The organism is Alkalihalobacillus pseudalcaliphilus (genome assembly GCF_028610675.1).
GTDB classification, from domain to species: Bacteria; Bacillota; Bacilli; order Bacillales; family Bacillaceae_D; genus Alkalihalobacillus; species Alkalihalobacillus pseudalcaliphilus.
On record NZ_JAQQWS010000003.1, the window covers coordinates 35,547 to 55,845 of the forward strand.

Sequence of the window (20,299 nt, forward strand, 5' to 3'; positions counted from 1 at the left end):
ATTGAAATGTTAACGGCTTTGATTTTTGCAGAAAATACTAAAATGAGAACCAACTTATACTTTAATTTTGTTTTTGAACGCTCGAGTTCGACTGTACCATCTGAGTTTGATATATGAGGAGATGAATTCTGTGAGGAACATTCTCCAACTAATAACAGTATCTGATATGGATTGCATAAAAAAGAATGTGTTGTACACCCCCTTTTATCCAAAATACTTGTATTAATCACTATTCTTTTTAATAGCTTCTCTTTTCTTGATTGTAGTTGTTTTGGCAATGTGATTAATTTAGTTCAGTTGAGTAACGATAATTTCTCAAGTAAATGGCCCTTTTGTTTTTTCTTACTAAAATAAAACCTTCTTTCACATAGGTATTCATATATACACTTTTGTCACAAATTGAATAAGGTAATAGGACCGATCATTTTAAGCTTATACCTATTATTATATTCATTAAGGAGTGTCAGGTATGAAATTTAAACAAAAATGTACGAACTGTAATCGAGGACCAAATCGCTGCATTTGTTCTCCTGGACTTTCTGGACCTCAAGGGTTACCTGGAGTCGCTGGGCCGCCTGGACCGACGGGGATTGCTGGTGCTACGGGGGTTACCGGGCCTACGGGGGCAGGGGTTACTGGACCGACTGGTTCTACGGGGGTAACAGGGACTACTGGGCCGACTGGGATTACAGGACCGACTGGCGCGGGGGCTACTGGACCTACGGGGGCTACAGGGATTACGGGGCTGACTGGACCGACTGGAATTACAGGACCGACTGGAATTACAGGACCGACTGGCGCAGGGGTTACTGGGGTTACTGGACCTACGGGAGTTACTGGACCTACGGGAGTAACAGGGGCTACTGGGGCTACTGGTATCACAGGTATAACAGGTCCTACGGGAGTTACTGGCGTTACCGGACCGACTGGACCAGGTGGTGGTGGCTTAATCAATTATGGAGCTTTGTTTGGGACATCACCTATTCTAATCACCCCTGCAGACATAGGCACTTTTGTAACATTTGATAGTGCTGGACCAACCTCAGGTGTTACACCTGACTCGGGAAATGGTTCGTTAACTGTAAACGCAACAGGAGTTTATGAAATCAATGCCAATTTAAATTCCAATACGGGTGGCATGAGTTTTGTGATTACTGTAAATGGAATTCCAATACCACAATCTGCTATTATACTAGGAACCGCACAACAAGATGATGGGAGTACTTCATTTTTAATTGACTTAACAGCAAATGATATAATTCAATTACAAATTACCGATGTAACTTTAGCTACTACCGAAATTGACCAAAGAAATTTAACAGTAAAACAAATTGCTTAGAAGAGGTCTAAAGTAATGGAAAGAAATCCTGTGCCATTATACATTTTTATACATGGCACAGGATTTTTCCTGTTATCTTGAACTATGCACAATTCATTGGTACCGCAAACGTTCTGAGTTACTTACTATACTTGAAATACTGATTATACGTCATTCGAATTAGGAGTACATTAAACTAATATTACCCAGAGCGTTAATGTGACTAAAATAGTCACTACCCCTTGCAGTAAAGTTGCCATCGTTTGTGCTTTATATGCGTCGTTGACTTTCATCCCAGTAAATTGAGTAACAACCCAGAAATAACTATCGTTAACATGACTCACTGTCATCGCACCTGCACCGATAGCCATAACAACTAAGGCAAGGGGAATAGCACCTTCAATACCCAAAACAGGTAACATTGGTGCAATTAACGATGATGTAATAACAAGTGATGTTGTGGAAGAGCCTTGTGCTGTTTTAAGTGCCGCAGCAATAATGAATGGTATTACTAAGAATAAGGCTCCTGTAAAAATACCTGTGATATCCCAGCCTTGAATGATGGCTTCTACACCAGAATTTCTGATAACGGTTCCAAAAGCACCACCAGCACCTGTAATGAGAAGGATTGGGGCCGCATCGGTTAAACCTTTCCCCATCCAACCCGTTAAGGTTTCTTCATCAAACTTCGGCAATAATGGTAGGGCTGCAATTACACCTAATAATAATGCCATGACTGGTTTCCCTAAAAATATTAATAGTTCAGCCACGAAACCTTCCCATCCTGCTAATGAGATAAAAGAACCTAATCCAATTAAAACAATCGGTAACGCGATAGGTAAAAATGCTTGAAATGTAGATGGCATTTTTCCAAAAGAAGCGACGACTTTATCATAATCGAACTCTTCACCACTCGCTAGAATATCTTCTGGCACTTCTATTTTCGTTGCAACCTTGAGCGACCATAGGTAACCAACTAATGTTGCTGGCACCGCTACCACTAGACCAATTAATATGACAGTGCCCAAGTAGGCATCTGCTCCAATATTTCCAGCCGCAGCTATCGGACCTGGCGTTGGTGGAACAAGGGTGTGTGTTGCAAATAACCCTGTTGCTAGAGCAACCGACATCGAAGCCATTGTGACCTTCGCTCTTTTTGCTAATGCTTTTCTTAAACTATTTAAAATAATGAAACCTGAATCACAAAAAACGGGAATTGATACAATAAATCCGATAATACTCATCGCTAACTGGGGATGGTTGGGGCCGATAATTCTAAGGACCACTTCTGCCATCCTATAAGCAGCACCTGCCTTTTCAAGAATAACCCCAATAATAGTACCAAAAACAATGACAAGTCCGATGCTAGTCATTAAGCTACCGAAACCACCATTTATGCTTTCAATAATTAAGTCAAATGGCATCCCCGTTGCAAATGCAACAAATAAAGTTCCGAGTAATAAAGATAAGAACGGATGAACTTTAAACTTACTCGTTGCAACAACAATTAATAAGACCCCTAACGCAATGATTACAAATAACATCTCAAATCCTCCCTTTTCACTTTAGTTTTTATTTATAGCCAAATAAGTACGAATAATCTGCTCAACTGTAAACGTTACATATTCACGGCAATGACTGATCGCTTGTTTTAGATTCATCGGTGCATTTACAATACTGTATACACTTGTTATGCCATATTGATAAAGCTCTTCAATGCCCTCACCGACTGAACCAGCAACGACAATCACCGGGATGTTATGTTTTTTGGCTAATTCCGAAACACCCATTGCTGTTTTCCCTGAAGCCGTTTGATAATCAATTTGTCCTTCACCAGTAAAAACTAAATCGGCACCTGCTAATTTTTCTTCTAAGCTTGTATACTCAATGACAATATCAATCCCGCGCCGCATTTGTGAGGGGAAAAACGCTTGAAAAGCGCCTCCAATTCCACCAGCAGCTCCTGCTCCTGACTTTTCATGTACACGTATGCCTGTTTCCTTTTCAATGATATCTGCCCACCTCAATAAAGAATGGTCAAGCTCTTTAACCATTTCTAGTGTAGCTCCTTTTTGTGGGCCAAATACATAAGAAGCACCATTTGGACCTACGAAAGGGTTTTGTACATCAGAAGCAATAATAAACGAAGACTCCATAATTCTCGGATCAAACTGAGCCCGATCAATACTCGTAATCCGGCTAAGCTCTTTCCCACCAAATCCGATTAATTGATGCTCTTTATCAAATAACTTCATCCCTAATGCCTGCAACATCCCTACGCCACCATCATTAGTAGCACTACCACCAATTGCCAGAATAAAGTTGCGATACCCTTGTTCTAAAGCAGCTTTTATTAATTCTCCTGTGCCGTAAGTTGATGTCAGTAAAGGGTTACGTTCACTAGGGTGGATTAACGTTAAACCCGAAGCACTCGCCATTTCAACGACACAAGTTTGATTGTCACCAAGAACTCCATAAGCTGCTTTAACTGGTTGCATTAACGGACCTTTTACCATTTGCTCAATAATTTTTCCATCTGTTGCTGCAACCAAGCTTTCCATCGTTCCTTCACCACCATCCGCAACAGGAACTAAAACGCTTTCAATTTTTGTATCCGCTTTCTTTATTCCTTTTTCGATTTGGACCGCCACTTCTTTTGCAGAAAGTGATCCTTTGAAGGAATCTGGAGCAATAACTATTTTCATGTTGTATACACCTACCATTATTTCTTATAATCTATATTATAAATTCAGACAACTTGAGAATACATCGTGTACAGCGACCAAAAAACAAACAAATTATTGCTCATTTTTTATATATTATTCACAAAAGAGGAATTACTATGAAAAACAATTCAAGTAAGGAGGCATCATGTCATGTTAACTCAAGAACTGGCTCAAGATATCGTGACTCAAACAATTTTACGCTTAAATAGAAATATTAATATAATGGATGAGTCTGGCACGATCATTGCCTCAGCCAATCCCGAACGGCTAAACCAAATCCACCATGGAGCAGTTGAAGTCTTACGATCTGGGCAGACTGTGTTCATTTCCGAACAAAATCACAAAAGATGGGGACGTGCTTTACCTGGTGTTAATTTACCGATTGAATTTAAAGGAAAAATTGTCGGAGTGATTGGTATCACCGGTAAGCCTGAAGAAGTAATCGAATTTGGTGAACTTGTAAAAATGAATACAGAAATTATGCTGAATCAAGCTTACTTAATGGAGCAAATGGAGTGGAAACAACGTCTAAAAGATGAAATATTTCATTCCATTATTAAGAGTCCTACCCATTTTAGTAGCCATACAGATAAATTAGAGCTCTTAAAAATGACTGTGAAACCACCTTATCAAGTTGTAATACTCGATCTTTATTCGTCCACCTTAAGGAGAAATCAACTTATGGACTTATTAGAACCCATTTTTCCGAGTAGTCAAACATTCATCGGCTTTATTTCTATGAGTCAAATTTATATACTTACTACTGGACTAGAACAGCCTGCTACCAACAGTAAAATTAACCAAGCCATAGAACGATTTACCCGCAAGGACATCTCGATTCGAATTGGTATCGGACGATATTATCACGATGAACATAATATTCGCTCATCTTATCACGAAGCATTGGCCGCACTTAAGTTAGGCGATAAGAACCTTTCTATTATCTCCTTTTCTCAGGTTATGACACAATCATTACTTAGTCAGATCAAAGAAAATAAGCGTCAAACTTATTATGAGCATATACTAGCTGGACTTAATGATAAGCTTATTGAAACCTTATACGTTTATTTTAAAAATAATTTAAGCATTAGTAAGACATCGGCAAGTATGTATATTCACCGTAATTCTCTGATTTATCGCCTTAGAAAAATTGAAACCATTACCGGCTATAACCCGCAAACATTCCAAGATGCAACCATTTTACAAGTAGCCATCTGGATGAAAAGAATAGCCAACCACTAAAAAGCACCTCTGGATAACCATTATCCATAAGGTGCCTTCATACTATTACTTTTTTATCAATATTGGTTCATCTAATTGGGGCAATAATCCTTGATTTATGATCGCCTCCAAAATGGCTTGAAGTACATAAACAGGCACACTATTACCGAACTGTTTCCAAGCTTGTCCATCACTAACTGGTATCTGAAATGAATCAGGAAAACCTTGAATTCTGGCACATTCTCTCGGTGCTAACTTTCGGACATAATCATTGATTAAATAGCAACCTGTTTTACTTCCAGGCCCTCCGCCTTGTGCAGAAAGCGTAATAGCATGACCAAATTCACTATATATGCGCTCTCCTTGTCCACCTTTATTAAAGGTACCAACACGTAAAGGTCGTAGATGTTCTACCTGCCAGTGTGGTCCTACTGGTACCTTTTCAAGATGGAGCAATTGATCATCACGATGAATCCGATAAGGGGCCGTTTCTTCATCAGATAAAATGAGATCATGTAAAATGACTCTTTGATAGGTAGGGCTTGGAAATGTAAATGCTTGTACATTCAGGTCCTGACGAAAAGCAATCATATAAATACGTTCACGATTTTGCGGTAAACCAAAGTGACTAGCATTTAAAACTTGATGAAACAATGTATAACCTAGTTCATCCAATGTTTCTTTCACGGTTATTAACGTATTGCCATTGTCATGTGTAGCAAAGTTACGAACATTTTCCATGAACAACAGTTTGGGCTGGTGAGTCCGTACAATACGAGCCACATCAAAAAACAAAGTCCCTCTTGTATCATCAAACCCATGCCTTTTTCCAGAAATACTAAAAGGCTGACAAGGGAATCCCGCACATAATATATCATGCATAGGAATATCATTGGCATCAATCTTTGTTATGTCCCCGACAGGCTCTAATTGATAGTTCATTTGATACGTTTTTTGAGCATGCTTATCCCATTCTGAAGCAAAGACACATTCCGCTCCAAAGGAAGCTAAAGCCGTATGGAACCCCCCTATGCCTGCAAATAAGTCAATGAAGGATAACCCTTTTAATGAATGCTGTTTATTTTTCAAATCGTTCATTGCTAAGCCTCTCTCTATTCTACTTATTTTCATAGTTTACCATAGTATTCAACTCCTATATATGGACTTCTTTAGCCTCTACCTTTTTCCTTCGTATAAAAGTTGCTTGGGTAATAGATTCTAATTCTACTGGATTACTACTCTCTCTTTTTTATTGGTGGTGGCTAGTTGTGCGGTGTGCTGAATCTTTTTGAGCAAGCTCGTGCGGGCAGCTACGGCAAAGTGTGAGAACCCTCGAAACCGTATGAAAGTGGACTTAGGGGCGATAGTTTGTGCCTTGAAGTTAGCTAATCATCTTGATGGGTTACTACTCTTTCTTTTTTGGTTAGTGGTGGCTGGTTGTGTCGTGTGCTGAATCTTTTTGTAATGGCTGATGCGGGCAATATCCAAAAAAGTGGATTGGTTCCTTCCAAACATGATCATCCTCAGAATCGTTTATGAATGGAAAGCCACCAGTAAAAGTGCAAAACATCACCTTCACCTTTTTGTGGCATTCTCGAAACACAAAAAAACTAAGTCCGTTATTAATGGTTGGACCTAGTTTTTATATGTAGATTGTTCTGCTTAAGAAAATGTTTTCTGCTTAATCATTTCATTTAAACCTAAAATACGTACTCTCTGATAGGTGGCGTAATAAGAACGATGTAATAAATTGCTTGCCTCGCGAACCGTTAAGTCATTTGAATACTTTTCTAAAAAACGATCCTCGATGTCGGTCCACCTTCTACCTATATCAGGCGTTTTCTGGTCATATAACTTTAAATCATAAGCCTTTTGTAAAAATTCACTTAATGTAAACGAACCTGTGCGCATCCATTCACCAATAGAGATTTTTCCCCAATTCATTATAAATTGATGATTATCCATAGTCTCCACCTCATTTTATTCAAATTTAAAGGTAAAATGTAGAAAGGATCAACAGTTATAATACAGGTAACTTTATATTTATATATTATATCACAGTTTTCCTCCTGTAATTAAGACAACTTTATGAACCTATAAAGTCCTGAGCATTTATTTAGTGCCCTTCATTTTTTGTTACACATCTATAATAATAAGTCGCAAATTGAGAGAAACTACACACGAAGGAATGTCCTTTCTACATATACATTTACTATAATTTATGTTAAATTAAAAGCATATAAGGGAAATATTCATATACTTTTAACAAAATCGTACACACGATAAAGACATTTGTTTCTTTTGAGGAAATTTAAACTAAAATAGGGAGCTGATCATATGTCGAGTCATACTTTAGACAATTTTTTATCAAAAAATCTACAAGAATTAAAAGAAAAAGGTCTGTATAACACGATTGATTCTTTAGAAAGTGCTAATGGTCCCGTTATTCAAATAAATGGTAGAGAGTTGATTAACTTATCTTCTAACAACTACTTAGGCCTTGCTACAGATGAGCGCTTAAAAGAAGCTGCCAACCAAGCAATTGAAGAATTTGGCGTAGGTGCTGGTGCTGTTCGTACTATTAATGGAACACTTCAGTTACATGACCAATTAGAAGAAAAACTTGCCACATTCAAACATACTGAGGCTGCTATCGCTTATCAATCTGGTTTTAACTGTAATATGGCTGCTATTTCTGCGGTAATGGATAAAAATGACGCCATTCTTTCAGATGAATTAAACCACGCTTCTATTATTGATGGTTGCCGTTTATCAAGAGCAAAAATTATTCGCTTTAACCATTCAGATATGGAAGATTTGCGTCAAAAGGCAAAAGAAGCCACTGAATCTGGGCTTTACAATAAAGTCATGGTTATTACAGATGGTGTCTTTTCAATGGATGGTGATATTGCAAAATTACCAGAAATCGTGAAAATTGCTGAGGAATTTGACTTAATCACTTATGTTGATGATGCACATGGTTCAGGTGTTCTTGGTCAAGGTGCCGGTACGGTCAAACACTTTGGCTTATCTGACAAAGTTGACTTCCAAATAGGAACATTATCAAAAGCGATTGGTGTTGTTGGTGGTTATGTTGCGGGTAAAAAAGATCTTATTGACTGGCTCAAAGTTCGTAGTCGTCCATTCCTCTTTTCAACCGCTTTGACCCCTGCTGATGTTGCAGCATGTACAAAGGCAATTGAAGTTCTTTCAAATAGCACAGAGCTACAAGAAAAGCTTTGGTCAAACGGAGACTACTTAAAGAAAGGCTTAAAGGAGCTTGGATTTGATATTGGAGAAAGTGAAACACCTATTACTCCCGTTATTATCGGTGACGAGGTCAAAACACAGGAGTTCAGTAAGCGTCTGAATGAAGAAGGCGTTTATGCGAAATCGATCGTATTCCCTACAGTGCCTCAAGGAACAGGACGCGTTCGCAATATGCCAACGGCTGCCCATACAGAGGAAATGCTTGATCAAACGATTACGATATACAAAAAAGTTGGTCAAGAACTTAATATCATTTAATATACCTTGATGGTATGTTTCATAGACGGAGGTATACAATGAAAAAAATACTAATTACTGGAGCGTTAGGACAAATTGGTTCAGAGTTAACGATGACGCTTAGGGAACGTTACGGTGCTGAAAATGTCATTGCTACCGATATTAATAAAAATGAGAGTAATGTTGTTTACAGTGGTCCTTTTGAACATCTTGACGTAACCAATGACCGTGACTTTTTTAACATTGCCAAAAAACATAAGGTTGATACGGTTATTCATTTAGCGGCACTACTATCTGCGACTGCTGAGCAAAAGCCACTTCTTGCTTGGAATTTAAATATGGGCGGACTTGTCAATGCTTTGGAAGTATCTAGAGAGTTAGATTTACAATTTTTCACACCTAGTTCGATTGGTGCTTTCGGTCCTTCGACACCAAAAGCTCAGACTCCACAGGACACAATTCAACAACCGACTACAATGTATGGTGTAAATAAAGTATCTGGTGAACTTTTATGTAATTACTATTTTAATAAATTTGGTGTTGATACAAGAGGGCTTCGCTTCCCCGGTTTAATCTCATATGTTGCACCTCCAGGTGGTGGAACGACTGATTATGCGGTTGAGATTTATTATAAAGCCATCAAACAAGGACACTATACGTCTTATATTGATCAAGGTACCTATATGGATATGATGTATATGCCCGATGCTTTAAATGCCATTATCGGTTTAATGGAAGCAGATCCTACTAAACTCGTTCACCGTAATTCATTCAACGTGAGTGCGATGAGTATTGCTCCCGAGGATGTTGAAGCTGCGATCAAAAAACATATCCCAACTTTTACGATGGATTATCAAGTCGATCCTGTTCGCCAGCAAATTGCACAGAGCTGGCCAGATGCGATTGATTCAACTTGTGCTGTAGATGAGTGGGGCTTCAAAGTTCAATATGACTTAGCGAAGATGACGGAAGATATGCTTTGGCACTTAAACAAAAAATGGCTCGGAGAAAAGGTAGAAAAAGGAGCCATTTAAGGCACCATTCGATAATTTTAGAACAGTATCAGTTGTATGGTACTGTTCTTTTTGTATGAAAGTGGACTAAAGTGCAAGTGGATCTCAGCCTGCCCTCTTCTCCTGCAGGTGTCAGCCTCCCCATTCCCTCCGCTCGGGTTGGTGCAGGCTTCTTAGTTCGTACACTTCTCATACAAAATATATGAATGCAGCTAACAAACGAGAAGCAAAGGCATGTGAACAAAGTGCCACCAGTTAAAGGCGAACGCCACTTCCATGTTTGTTGGTGGCGAGGTGAAACAGGCTTCGACATGAGCGTTTTTGTATGAAAGTTTACTTGGGGGCGATGGTTTGTGCCTTGAAGTTAACTGGTCATCCATCTGGCGATTATGACTTAACAGGTCACTGCTCCCTTTTTGTACGTGCGACTCCTCATGGTGATGGAGTTGTATGAGGGCCAACTGTTTAAATTGTCGCCACTACTTTGATTTTTGTTGGTGGCGAAGTGACTCGGGCTTCGCCATGTGGGTTTTGTATGGTAGTTGACTAACACTGGAATGTGGAGTTCTACTTGTCGCTACCTAAAATCATGCAGTAATGTAATACCACCACATAAAAATTAAGCAATACCCTTTTGAAAAAACTACAATTGAGAAATCAAAAATCAATTTGAATGAAATTCCAACAGTTTATGTAGTTCCCATTACTTTGCTCGGTCTTCCTTCCTCTTTTTCCGTTCGTAACGCCACGATTACAGCTTTTCTCCACTAATGTTGCTACTATACGGTTTTTCCTTACAACAACTTGGCCTTTTTCACTCGATGGGTTGTTACTTCTCGCCTTTTCCTACAACACTAGGGCCTTTTTCCACGGCTTATGTTGTTACTTCCACGCATTCCCTACAACACGAGAGCCTTTTTCCGCGGCTTATGTTGCTACTTCCACGCTTTCCCGCCATCCAATTCCCTTCTCCCTAATAGGACACGCTCAATTAGACACAAAAAAACCAAGCATAAAAGTTGTCCATTCTTCTTTCGTGCTTGGCCTTTTACTTCTATTTACTTACATAGCTGTCAATCCGCCATCTACAACAAATTCAGAACCAGTTGAGTAACTTGATTCATCAGATGCAAGGAACAGTACTAAATGCGAAACTTCTTCTGGCTTTGCGACTCTTTGAATTGGGATATGTTTTGCAAATTCTTTAATTTGCTCGACGGCATCACCTTGACTAACCATCGGCGTTTCAATAACACCAGGGTGTACAGAGTTAACACGAATACCTAAGCCTGACAATTGAAGTGCAGCAGCTTTTGTTATACCCCGAACGGCAAATTTTGTATCTGTATATCCTACCGCTCCACCAACCAAACCATTAATGGACGAAATATTTACGATTGACCCACTACCAGCTTTTTGCATGCTTGCTGCAACAGCTTTTATCCCTAAGAATACAGAAACTTGATTAATATCAACGATTTTACGGTAATCCTCTTCGGTCATTTCTAATAAAGGTTTGCTCATACTAATTCCAGCATTATTGATTAAAATATGAGGTGGTCCAAATATTTTCTCCGTTTCTTCTATAACAACACCCCAGTCTGCTGATTTTGTTACATCCTGTTTGACAAAATGAACATGTTCACCTAATTCATGGGCTAAAGCTTGTCCACCCGCTTCATTTAAATCCGTGAAAACCACTTTAGCTCCTTCTTTCACAAACAAACGGACATGGGCTTCTCCCATCCCTCGTGCACCACCTGTAATAATCGCTATTTTATTTTCTAACCTTCCCATCATTCTACCTCCATTCAAAATATAACATCACTATTATATGCAAAAACATCCTTACTATTTATTGTAACCGTTAGCATTAGTAAGTGGGTGACATATTCGTTACAACAAAGCGAATAATTAGTTAATTCTCTTCAACAAAAAACATATGTATCTTTTCACAAAAAATAATATGTGTAAAAAAGGATTTCCAGCAAATATATTGAAATAGTAAATAAGCGAACACATCCAGTTTAACTTCATAAAACACAAAACAGGCATCATTTAATCCATTGGAAAGGAATTGGTGATCTAAAATGAGTAAAAACGTGTTAATTGTTACTGGAGATGCAGTAGAAGCTTTAGAAGTATTTTACCCCTATTATCGTTGTCTAGAGGAGAATATCCCTTGCACAATCGCCTCCCCTACTAAGAAAAAACTTCAGACAGTTGTTCATGACTTTTTAGAACTTGAAACATTTACCGAAAAACAAGCTTATCTCATTGAATCCCATACATCTGTTGATGATATTAATCCAGCAGACTATGACAGCCTCATTATTCCTGGAGGACGAGCACCTGAATATATTCGTATGAATCCAAAAGTCCAAGAAATTGCTGCCCATTTTCTCAAAGAGAATAAACCACTTGGGGTTATTTGTCATGGACAGTTAGTTCTAACCACAGTTAGAGAATTTATACAAGGACGGGAAATGACTGCCTATTCCGCCTGCCAACCTGAAGTAGAGGCGGCCGGTGCTACGTATATTCATGAACCTCTTCATGTTGATAATAATATTGTATCTGGTCATGCCTGGCCCGATCTACCGGGATTTATGAAAGAGTTTTTTAAACTTTTAAAGGTTAAAAAAACAGCCTCTCTTTAACTAAAACCAACTCAACTATTGAAATACACTCATTAAAGTTAACTAAAATACACTTTTAGAAATCACATCCATACGGATAACATTATGCAATAAAATCACTGGTAGATAATCTGACAATTAGCTGATTCATCCCAAATATAATCTAAAACAGATAAGGAGATTCATTATGGAAAAAATCATCCCTAAACATTTAATGCCCTTTGTGGCACATCAATATTACCATTGTTATAGTCCAATTGATCATGCGGTTTGGCGCTATGTCATGAGGCAAAACCATCACTTTCTTGAGGATATAGCTCATGAAGCATTCACTAGCGGATTAAAATCTTCAGGAATTGGCATTGAGTCTATTCCTAAAGTAAGTGAAATGAATGAAAAATTAACCAAAATTGACTGGGGAGCTGTAATTGTTGATGGGTTAATTCCTGGCACTGCCTTTTTTGATTTTCAAGCACATGGTATACTTCCTGTTGCCACAGAAATTAGGCAAAAAACAAATATTGAATATACACCAGCTCCAGATATTGTCCACGAAGCAGCGGGACATGCACCCATTTTATTTGATGAGACCTACTCAGAGTTTGTAAAGCTAATTGGTAGTATTGGTGCTAATGCTTTTGCCACGAGCGAAGAGCACGAGGTATTTGAAGCAACACGAAATTTATCGATCGTTATGGAAAAACCATTCTCCACAAAAGAAGAAATAGACGCAGCAAAGCAACTTTTAATTGAAAAACAGCAAGCTGTTAAAGGTTTATCAGAAGCTGAACAAATTTCTCGAATCTTCTGGTGGACGGTTGAATTTGGATTAATTGGCGACCTCGACAATCCCAAAATCTTTGGCGCTGGGCTCTTATCATCCGTTGGAGAAAGTAAGCATTGCCTCTCAAATGCTGTTCAAAAAAGGCGATTTACGATTGAAGATGCAAAGTCAACAAGTTATGATGTGACCTCGATGCAAACACAATTATTTGTTTGTGAAAGCTTTGAACAGCTCATTGAAGAAGTCAATAAATTTGGCGATACGATGGCTTTTCGAACTGGTGGTACTCAAGCACTTGATAAAGCCACAGCTTCAGGTCAAGTTGCACATATCGAATTTAACAGTGGCATTCAGTTAACAGGATTATTTACTGAGGTTATCAAGAACGAACAAGAAGAAGCCATATATCTGAAATCTTCAAGTCCCTCCACACTATCTATAAAAAATATAGAAATAACCGGCCATGGCATCAAGACACATACCGATGGTTTTGGTGTTCCTATTGGACGTCTAGCCACTCACACCGCCCTAGAGGAGCTATCGCCCGAGGTACTTAAATCACTTGGAATTATATTGGGAGCTCATGTCGATTTTCAATATGAGAGCGGCATTCAAGTTACAGGTACAATTACGGACATGAAATTTAATCAAGACAAGCTCGCACTTCTAAGTCTTACAGAATGCAAGGTTTGGCACGAAGATCAAGTTTTATTCGATCCGAGTTGGGGACAATATGATTTAATTATAGCGAGTAAGGTTATCTCAGCAAGACCAGGTGCCGCAGATTATGTCTCTTATTATGGCGAACCACCATTACTTACACCTGATGATAAAGAAAAGGACGAGGACACTCCTTTAGAAAGCTTATATAGTGAAGTTCGCTCCCTACGAGAGAATCATATTGTTGACCAAGACAAATGGATACAAATAACTGAAAATACGTTAAAAGATTACCCTGAAGAATGGTTGCTACTATTAGAAATACTAGAAATCATTGAGGTGCATTCTATTCAAACCGATTACAAACGAATACTCCTTGATCATTTAAAAACATTATGTGCAGATGATCGTTATGTACGCTTGATTAAGAATGGACTGGAAGTTGTTTATGGTAAAAAGGATGTGCTTATATAATGAGACTGTCGGAAAATGCGATTAGCGAGCAACTTACTATGCTTCCTAAGTGGAAACTAAAAGACGTTAAATGGATAGAGCGAAGTTATCGTTTCCAGGACTTTTTGCAAGCGATTTCATTTGTTAATAGAGTTGCAACTTATGCAGAAAATATAAATCACCACCCTTTTATAAACATCCAATATAAAATGGTGATCATTCGTTTAAATTCATGGAATGAAAAAGGGCTGACAGAGCTCGATTTTACAATGGCTCGACAAATGGATCAAATTTACGATACTAATTACCGTTGATTTGTTTTATTAAACTCACTGCCACTCTATTATAACGATGCCCACCCTTAACATAGGTGGGCTTTTTTATTGCTATTTTAAAGATGTTAGTCATACATAGATAATTAATTTACTAGCAATGACTGCAACAGCGGCAACTACAAGTATTTAAATGACGTCTATTAAAATGTCCGAGATGACCATTTCCTGGACTACAACTAGCGTGTCCAGTTTGATGACATCCGCATCCGCATCCGCATCCACAAGCACAAGCACATGAGCATCTGTTGGGCTTATGGCAACAACCGCATTCTTTATGCTTTTTATGATAACTACATATTTCGTACCTTTTGTTGCAGCTACATTCTTCATGCTTTTTGTTGCAGCCGCATTCTTCATGCTTTTTGTTGCAGCCGCATTTTTCCTGCTTTTTTCGGCAGTCGCATTTTTCCTGCTTTTTTCGGCAGTCGCATTCTTTGTGTTTACCGTCACGATCATGTTCATCAATGCAAACTCTATACATTAAAAACCCTCCTTTCACTGTGATAATTTATACTATTTAGTAAAGACACTGTATGTATAGACGTATTGGAAAAGTTTTGAAACAAAACAATCCATTTTTCGAATGAATTGTTTGTTTTACCCAACCCTTTTAATTAATTGGTACATATCTTATATGTATAGTACCGAAAGGAGAGTCAATGTCCGTGAAATCAGTAAATTTGCAGAAAACGAATGAAGGAAGAAAATCGAATCAGATAGAAGGAACATTATGTAATGTTGGAATTGATTTTGTAGATATTTTATTAAAAAATGATACTGTTGTAACAGTACTAAGGAATCACATTTATAAAATTAAATGGCCTGATCGTAAATGTAATCCTTGTGAGTGTAGGGACTCATGTCATGGAGGGCATTCCTGTAATTGCGGACATTCCTGTAATTGCGGACATTCCTGTAATTGCGGGCATTCCTGTAATTGCGGGCATTTACAGCACTCCAATACATGTAACTGCTGTAATAGAGATCTTTCTTCTCATACAGTTATTCCTGCATGCCACAACAGAGTATCCCTTCGGTTAGCGGGGTTAACCGATCGTTTAACTTTTAACCTATTTAAACAGATCGGATGCAGAGTCATTATTGAATGCTCTGCATAATGAAAAAAGGTGAGAAAAGTCTCACCTTTTTTATTTGATTTTAATAAAACAAATCTCCTCTACATTTACTGAATCAACTTGATCTTTCTGTTCGATAAATAACTGTCCTTCATCCGTATCTACTAATTTCCCAACAATATTATCATTTTCTTCATTATTTGGTTCTTCAATCTCTACGACGATTCGAATCGAACAACCAATAAATGATAATAAATACACTTCTAAACTTAATCCATAAAATAAGTTTAAAAGAAAAGGACTTTGTGAAACAAATTCACCAAAATTAAGGACAAGTTGCCTTCTCATACACGTATCTATATTGATTAATTCTTGATGATGACCTTCATGTCCCGCTCCATGTTCACCATGTGCAGATTCATGTTGAATGAAACAGATTTTTGAGAAAGGAATAAAAATCTTATGGTCAAAATCATTTATTAGAATAAAATTACTTCCTACATCTTTTAACAAACCTTTTATTTTTGTTTCTTCATCACCACACTTTATTGAAACGTTAACGAATGAGTCGATTAGCTGCCGTAAATGATGCCGTAATTGGATTTGAAGTTCTTCATCTGGTTCATTTGCCAATGTTAACAACAATTGATTAATTTCACCCATACATCTAATCAATTCTTCAAATTCTTCATCTGTAAGACTTGTCGTCGGAGAGGAAAATCGTGGTGTTGCGATCCTTGTCGGGCAGGCAAATGGCGTACAAAAATAATCTTCATCAAATTCATGTCGAGACATACATTCCGGACAATGAAAAGACTTTTCTGTGTTATGGTCAACAGAACCCACCCGATGCTGATTACTATGAATTTTCATCACAATCCTCTCCTTTTATTTGCTTTAACGGTGCCAAGTAAGGATTAATTTCGTCCAAAACTCTAAAAATCCCCCAAACACCAAGTTCAATATCCCAGCGAATATTACCAGAACGATACATATAATCGCCAGGTAGATTGGCAAAACTTCCTGCACCATAACGGAGTTGGAATGTCTCCTGTGTTCCGACTGTACTCTGACCTCGCACACTGGTTATATCCGAATTAACATCATCAGTGCTACGGTTCCAACGATGACCATGGAGAACAAAAGTATGAGCTCTCGGTTTATCTGCAGGAAAAACAAACCGAATCGTCGTTGGGTCTCCAGGATAAGATAAAAATATCGGTGTTGCAGGGTCACCATGAACTTTTGAACTAAATACTTTGGCTATGTCAGGATTTTGTCTTAGACGATGCGAAAAGCGTTCTGCACGATAATTAAAGCCACGTGAACCTTGGTCTTCAAAATCTTCTACTTCTTCAGGATCCACTCCGATTGGCTCAGGGTCAATGATCACATTTCCATTTTTATCTACAAGACGTACTCCATCGTGCATCAAAATCGCAAACTCTCGGTACTCTCCTAAGAGGGGGTTTGAAATAATCACTTGATTACCTGTATCGGTTACTTCTCGAGTAACAGGATCAAGATAAACTGATCCTTTAGGTTCCGTTATAAACATCCCAAACGCTCCATGGTGTCGATGGTTTCGAAGATCCGCCATATCCCATAAATTACAAGCACCAACTTCTTTATCAACGTACCAACGATACGTAATGCTCTCACCAGGGCAGATGGTTTGATCAGGGTTGAACCCTACGGTTGCTCCGTCAGATCCTCTTACATCATAAGCAAGTAACTGAGCATGTAAGGAAATTCTTAATGAAGGAGGAAAAGGTGCTTCAACTGGTACATTTGGATATCCATGGATGTCACCATGGTGAAACTTATCTACAAGCCTATTGTGAAGAATAATTTCGACACAATCACCAACATTTGCCCTCAAAATAAGAGGTTCAGGATTTTGTTTCCCATTTAGAATCGCTTCTTCATCTTTAGCTAACACAAATATAATTCCAAACGGATCATGGTCTCCCTCTTTGTTATAGTGAATATTTGTCTGGAGTGCTACAACTTCATAACACCTTGTTGGAGCCTGAGATGGGCACGGATGACCAGGTGTTAGTACTTTCGGGGGAAGGTTTCCAGTAACACATGGCAACGTTGTTGACCTCGGAGGAGGGCACGCTCGATCTGGTAAAGGTAATAATTGTGTGACTTCTTTTTCAAAAGTTCGTATTAACCCCCAACCCCCTAACCAAATATCATCGATGCCGCCATAATGATAAAGCATGTCAAAATCTCCTTTACCCTCGATGGCAAACTCTGCTGTAAATGCCTCTGAAATTCCTAAATGCTGTTGTTGTGTGATTTCTGAGTCTAAATCACCCCGTTCACGATTCCAGCGTTGACGATGAAGGTTAAAACTATGAGATTCTTCTTGAGCCCCTTGGAATAAACGAAGTCGAACAGGATCACCATTATAAGTCTCTAATATTGGAGTAACAGGATCGCCATTTACATAGGAGCTGAACACAAAAGCTGGGTCACATTCTGGCTCCTTAAGTCGGAATTGAAGAGGTTCATTTTTATAATTGACCGCCATGACTCCTGGGTCTTCATGCGAAGATGGGAATGGAGGTGGATTCAACGGGCAACCTTCTTTATCAAACAAAAGAGTAAAATCATGCACAAATAGTGACATTTCTCGGAAATCAGGAATAATTGGGTTTGTAATCAAAGCTTGGGTTCCTGCTCTAATTTCCTCACCTGTTTGATTGTCAAGAAATTTAGAACCCTTTGCCTCAATATTGATACCCCCAAACAACCCATGCTGTTGATGAGCGTTTGCGAATAAATGATCGTGGAAAAATGTTCCTTTTAATTCAACATCTGCATACCATTGATAACGAATTGTTTGACCTGATAAGACACCCGAATCATAGTTCCAACCAACATTTGCCCCATCAGAAGATAATGGATCAAATTTAACGAAATGAATGTGTGTTGACGCTTCATATGTTCGATTTATAAGTTGAAAAGCATTACAGCCTAATGTTTCAGGAAGTTTGTTGGTGAAAGTAATTTTAACGCAATCACCCGCATTCGCACGAATAACTAGGGGCTCTGGCTCTTTCCTTCCTGCTAGAACATCCTCTTCATCCTCAGCTAATACATATAGCCGAGCTTCTGGATCATGCCATCCATTTCTGTTATAAATAAGAGGCATTTGAATAGCAATAATATGATACTCTCTCACCGGATTGACGCCCTCAATACACGGATTCACAAATACAGCTCCTGGTGCCGCATTCGAGGCAAACTGATTGACTTCCAATTCTGTTGGTTCCCGTGACCCTCTTCCTTCTTCTATACCCAGTGGAGGCCTAGGTGCTTTACAACCAACTATTCCAGGAATAAAATTTGGGAATCCTGGACATTCTGGGGATGGTTCAGGCAGTAATGGTCGATCTGGTAAAGGTTGCAGCTGTTTTATCGGAACACCGTTGGGATAGCATTGACTACCATCCTGTAATGTATTAAAAATACGCTGCATTCCCCACATGCCATCCATAAAATGGGGATAGAGGTGACAGTGAATGATAATATCACCAAAAGCCCCTTGTAGACTTCCTGCACCATATAAAGGAGACACCGTATATGCGTTTTGTGGAGAAATAGCTTGTGCGTCGATAATTTCAGAATCCTGGTCCCTTGATTCAAATAACCATTGATGAACGTGGTAATGAAAGACGTGGGTTTCTTTAACACCACCATGGATTATTCTTATCTTCACTGGATCACCTACATATGCGCGTAAAATCGGTGTAGCTGGATCACCAAATGTCCATGAATCATGATGGACCTCCTCCCCTGCACAGTCTGGACAAACGACGCCCTCATGAATGAGTTTCATCCGATTTCTTTCTGGCTCTCCTCGATAATTAATTGTATGAGTGCTACCTGGTTGATTGAAATGTGGGTCAATTGGAGTTTGACCTAGAAGATCATCGATTTCCATTTCATCATGGAAAAACCACGCATATTCTCGAAATGAAGGAAGTAATGGGTTATGAATATCGGCATACACTCCACTATTTATTTCCTTACCTGTAATTGGATCTGTCCACCAAGAGCCTTTCGGTTGAACGAGTAAAGCTCCAAATAACCCGTGGACATTACTACCCAGCTCACTTGATAGCGTATTTCCTAAATCTGAAAAGGAATGAATTCCTTCACCTGCTACTCTCCATTTATAAAGTTGAGTCCCTCCTGGTGGACATGGTGGAGCGGTTGAATTTTCATTACAACCAACAAATGAGCCGTCGGACGTTTGTACATCATAATCAGCTCGTTGTATGTGGATAGATGTTGAAAAATCTAGCTTGTTTTCAAATAGAACTTCGATCTCATCCCCTGCATTGGCTCGAATGGTTAATGGCTGTACAAGCTCTGTAGGCATAAAGGGGTGACACCTAACTTGTTCTTTTACTTTTTCTTCATTTTCCTTTAAGACATACATCATCCCATTCGGATCATGATCGCCAAAATTATTAACAACAATCCTAATCGGGATTGCTACAATATGGAAAAACCTCAGCAATTTAAGTTACCTCCTCTCCTACAACAA

The 20,299-nt window shown here is 38.7% G+C and carries 16 protein-coding genes; 8 read left to right on the forward strand and 8 right to left on the reverse strand.

The features are described from left to right. Positions 1-469 precede the first annotated feature (469 nt). Positions 470-1,339: a BclA C-terminal domain-containing protein gene (locus PQ479_RS08720; protein ID WP_047989836.1), complete on the forward strand. Its 870-nt coding sequence runs from the start codon at positions 470-472 to the stop codon at positions 1,337-1,339. A gap of 170 nt (positions 1,340-1,509) precedes the next feature. Here PQ479_RS08720 and PQ479_RS08725 read toward each other — a convergent pair whose 3' ends face one another. Further along, on the reverse strand, positions 1,510-2,862 hold the full coding sequence (locus PQ479_RS08725) for a GntP family permease (protein WP_047989837.1): 1,353 nt from the start codon (positions 2,860-2,862) through the stop codon (positions 1,510-1,512). 21 nt (positions 2,863-2,883) lie between these two features. Further along, entirely contained in the window at positions 2,884-4,023 is a 1,140-nt protein-coding gene (locus tag PQ479_RS08730; protein ID WP_047989838.1) for a glycerate kinase, read from the reverse strand. A 171-nt stretch (positions 4,024-4,194) separates the two neighbouring features. Here PQ479_RS08730 and PQ479_RS08735 point away from each other — a divergent pair, with 171 nt between their 5' ends. After that, the gene (locus PQ479_RS08735; protein ID WP_047989839.1) at positions 4,195-5,286 is read left to right on the forward strand and encodes a CdaR family transcriptional regulator; all 1,092 of its coding nucleotides are present in this window, start codon (positions 4,195-4,197) and stop codon (positions 5,284-5,286) included. A 45-nt stretch (positions 5,287-5,331) separates the two neighbouring features. On the opposite strand, the gene PQ479_RS08740 is transcribed toward PQ479_RS08735, so the two are convergent. Together PQ479_RS08740 and PQ479_RS08745 are read right to left on the reverse strand one after the other, a co-directional pair. Continuing rightward, positions 5,332-6,363, reverse strand: coding sequence for a DNA cytosine methyltransferase (locus PQ479_RS08740; protein WP_047989840.1), 1,032 nt, complete (start codon positions 6,361-6,363; stop codon positions 5,332-5,334). 564 nt (positions 6,364-6,927) lie between these two features. Next, positions 6,928-7,230 (reverse strand): hypothetical protein, encoded by a 303-nt coding sequence (locus tag PQ479_RS08745; protein ID WP_047989841.1) that lies wholly within the window; start codon positions 7,228-7,230, stop codon positions 6,928-6,930. A 372-nt stretch (positions 7,231-7,602) separates the two neighbouring features. On the opposite strand from PQ479_RS08745, the gene PQ479_RS08750 reads away from it, so the two are divergent. The 3 genes from PQ479_RS08750 to PQ479_RS08760 all read left to right on the forward strand — a co-directional run bounded on the left by PQ479_RS08750 (position 7,603) and on the right by PQ479_RS08760 (position 10,239). Next, on the forward strand, positions 7,603-8,793 hold the full coding sequence (locus PQ479_RS08750; RefSeq protein WP_047989842.1) for a glycine C-acetyltransferase: 1,191 nt from the start codon (positions 7,603-7,605) through the stop codon (positions 8,791-8,793). A 38-nt stretch (positions 8,794-8,831) separates the two neighbouring features. Then, positions 8,832-9,806: an L-threonine 3-dehydrogenase gene (locus PQ479_RS08755; protein WP_047989843.1), complete on the forward strand. Its 975-nt coding sequence runs from the start codon at positions 8,832-8,834 to the stop codon at positions 9,804-9,806. Positions 9,807-10,110: 304 nt separating this feature from the next. Then, positions 10,111-10,239, forward strand: a complete 129-nt coding sequence (locus tag PQ479_RS08760; RefSeq protein WP_273716937.1) for a hypothetical protein — start codon at positions 10,111-10,113, stop codon at positions 10,237-10,239. 608 nt (positions 10,240-10,847) lie between these two features. Here the strand turns inward: PQ479_RS08760 and PQ479_RS08765 are convergent. Further along, on the reverse strand, positions 10,848-11,582 hold the full coding sequence (locus PQ479_RS08765; RefSeq protein ID WP_047989844.1) for a glucose 1-dehydrogenase: 735 nt from the start codon (positions 11,580-11,582) through the stop codon (positions 10,848-10,850). A 293-nt stretch (positions 11,583-11,875) separates the two neighbouring features. Between PQ479_RS08765 and PQ479_RS08770 the strand changes: the two genes are divergently transcribed. The 3 genes from PQ479_RS08770 (at position 11,876) to PQ479_RS08780 (ending at position 14,635) form a co-directional block, all read left to right on the forward strand. Then, positions 11,876-12,445 carry a DJ-1/PfpI family protein gene (locus PQ479_RS08770; protein ID WP_047989845.1) on the forward strand — a complete coding sequence of 190 codons (570 nt, stop codon included), beginning with the start codon at positions 11,876-11,878 and terminating at the stop codon, positions 12,443-12,445. 166 nt (positions 12,446-12,611) lie between these two features. Continuing rightward, complete coding sequence (locus PQ479_RS08775; RefSeq protein WP_047989846.1) at positions 12,612-14,342, forward strand: aromatic amino acid hydroxylase; 1,731 nt, start codon at positions 12,612-12,614, stop codon at positions 14,340-14,342. Continuing rightward, positions 14,342-14,635: a 4a-hydroxytetrahydrobiopterin dehydratase gene (locus PQ479_RS08780; RefSeq protein WP_047989847.1), complete on the forward strand. Its 294-nt coding sequence runs from the start codon at positions 14,342-14,344 to the stop codon at positions 14,633-14,635. Before PQ479_RS08775 ends, PQ479_RS08780 begins: the two co-directional genes overlap by 1 nt. Positions 14,636-14,782: 147 nt before the next feature. Here the strand turns inward: PQ479_RS08780 and PQ479_RS08785 are convergent, their stop codons facing one another. From PQ479_RS08785 to PQ479_RS08795, 3 genes are all read right to left on the reverse strand, one after another. Continuing rightward, the gene (locus PQ479_RS08785) at positions 14,783-15,118 is read right to left on the reverse strand and encodes a hypothetical protein (RefSeq protein ID WP_047989848.1); all 336 of its coding nucleotides are present in this window, start codon (positions 15,116-15,118) and stop codon (positions 14,783-14,785) included. 686 nt (positions 15,119-15,804) lie between these two features. After that, positions 15,805-16,605 (reverse strand): hypothetical protein, encoded by an 801-nt coding sequence (locus tag PQ479_RS08790; RefSeq protein ID WP_047989849.1) that lies wholly within the window; start codon positions 16,603-16,605, stop codon positions 15,805-15,807. After that, positions 16,592-20,272, reverse strand: a complete 3,681-nt coding sequence (locus PQ479_RS08795; RefSeq protein WP_047989850.1) for a multicopper oxidase domain-containing protein — start codon at positions 20,270-20,272, stop codon at positions 16,592-16,594. The genes PQ479_RS08790 and PQ479_RS08795 overlap by 14 nt, the downstream gene beginning before the upstream one ends. Positions 20,273-20,299: the final 27 nt, after the last annotated feature.

Excerpts from the sequence above, each read along its gene's own strand:
- PQ479_RS08720 (WP_047989836.1), top strand. The coding sequence starts at position 470 with ATGAAATTTAAACAAAAATGTACGAACTGTAATCGAGGACCAAATCGC.
- PQ479_RS08780 (WP_047989847.1), top strand. The coding sequence starts at position 14,342 with ATGAGACTGTCGGAAAATGCGATTAGCGAGCAACTTACTATGCTTCCT.
- PQ479_RS08725 (WP_047989837.1), bottom strand. The coding sequence starts at position 2,862 with ATGTTATTTGTAATCATTGCGTTAGGGGTCTTATTAATTGTTGTTGCA.
- PQ479_RS08750 (WP_047989842.1), top strand. The coding sequence starts at position 7,603 with ATGTCGAGTCATACTTTAGACAATTTTTTATCAAAAAATCTACAAGAA.
- PQ479_RS08745 (WP_047989841.1), bottom strand. The coding sequence starts at position 7,230 with ATGGATAATCATCAATTTATAATGAATTGGGGAAAAATCTCTATTGGT.
- PQ479_RS08790 (WP_047989849.1), bottom strand. The coding sequence starts at position 16,605 with ATGAAAATTCATAGTAATCAGCATCGGGTGGGTTCTGTTGACCATAAC.
- PQ479_RS08760 (WP_273716937.1), top strand. The coding sequence starts at position 10,111 with ATGAAAGTTTACTTGGGGGCGATGGTTTGTGCCTTGAAGTTAACTGGT.
- PQ479_RS08775 (WP_047989846.1), top strand. The coding sequence starts at position 12,612 with ATGGAAAAAATCATCCCTAAACATTTAATGCCCTTTGTGGCACATCAA.
- PQ479_RS08785 (WP_047989848.1), bottom strand. The coding sequence starts at position 15,118 with ATGAACATGATCGTGACGGTAAACACAAAGAATGCGACTGCCGAAAAA.
- PQ479_RS08740 (WP_047989840.1), bottom strand. The coding sequence starts at position 6,363 with ATGAACGATTTGAAAAATAAACAGCATTCATTAAAAGGGTTATCCTTC.
- PQ479_RS08755 (WP_047989843.1), top strand. The coding sequence starts at position 8,832 with ATGAAAAAAATACTAATTACTGGAGCGTTAGGACAAATTGGTTCAGAG.
- PQ479_RS08770 (WP_047989845.1), top strand. The coding sequence starts at position 11,876 with ATGAGTAAAAACGTGTTAATTGTTACTGGAGATGCAGTAGAAGCTTTA.
- PQ479_RS08735 (WP_047989839.1), top strand. The coding sequence starts at position 4,195 with ATGTTAACTCAAGAACTGGCTCAAGATATCGTGACTCAAACAATTTTA.
- PQ479_RS08730 (WP_047989838.1), bottom strand. The coding sequence starts at position 4,023 with ATGAAAATAGTTATTGCTCCAGATTCCTTCAAAGGATCACTTTCTGCA.
- PQ479_RS08765 (WP_047989844.1), bottom strand. The coding sequence starts at position 11,582 with ATGGGAAGGTTAGAAAATAAAATAGCGATTATTACAGGTGGTGCACGA.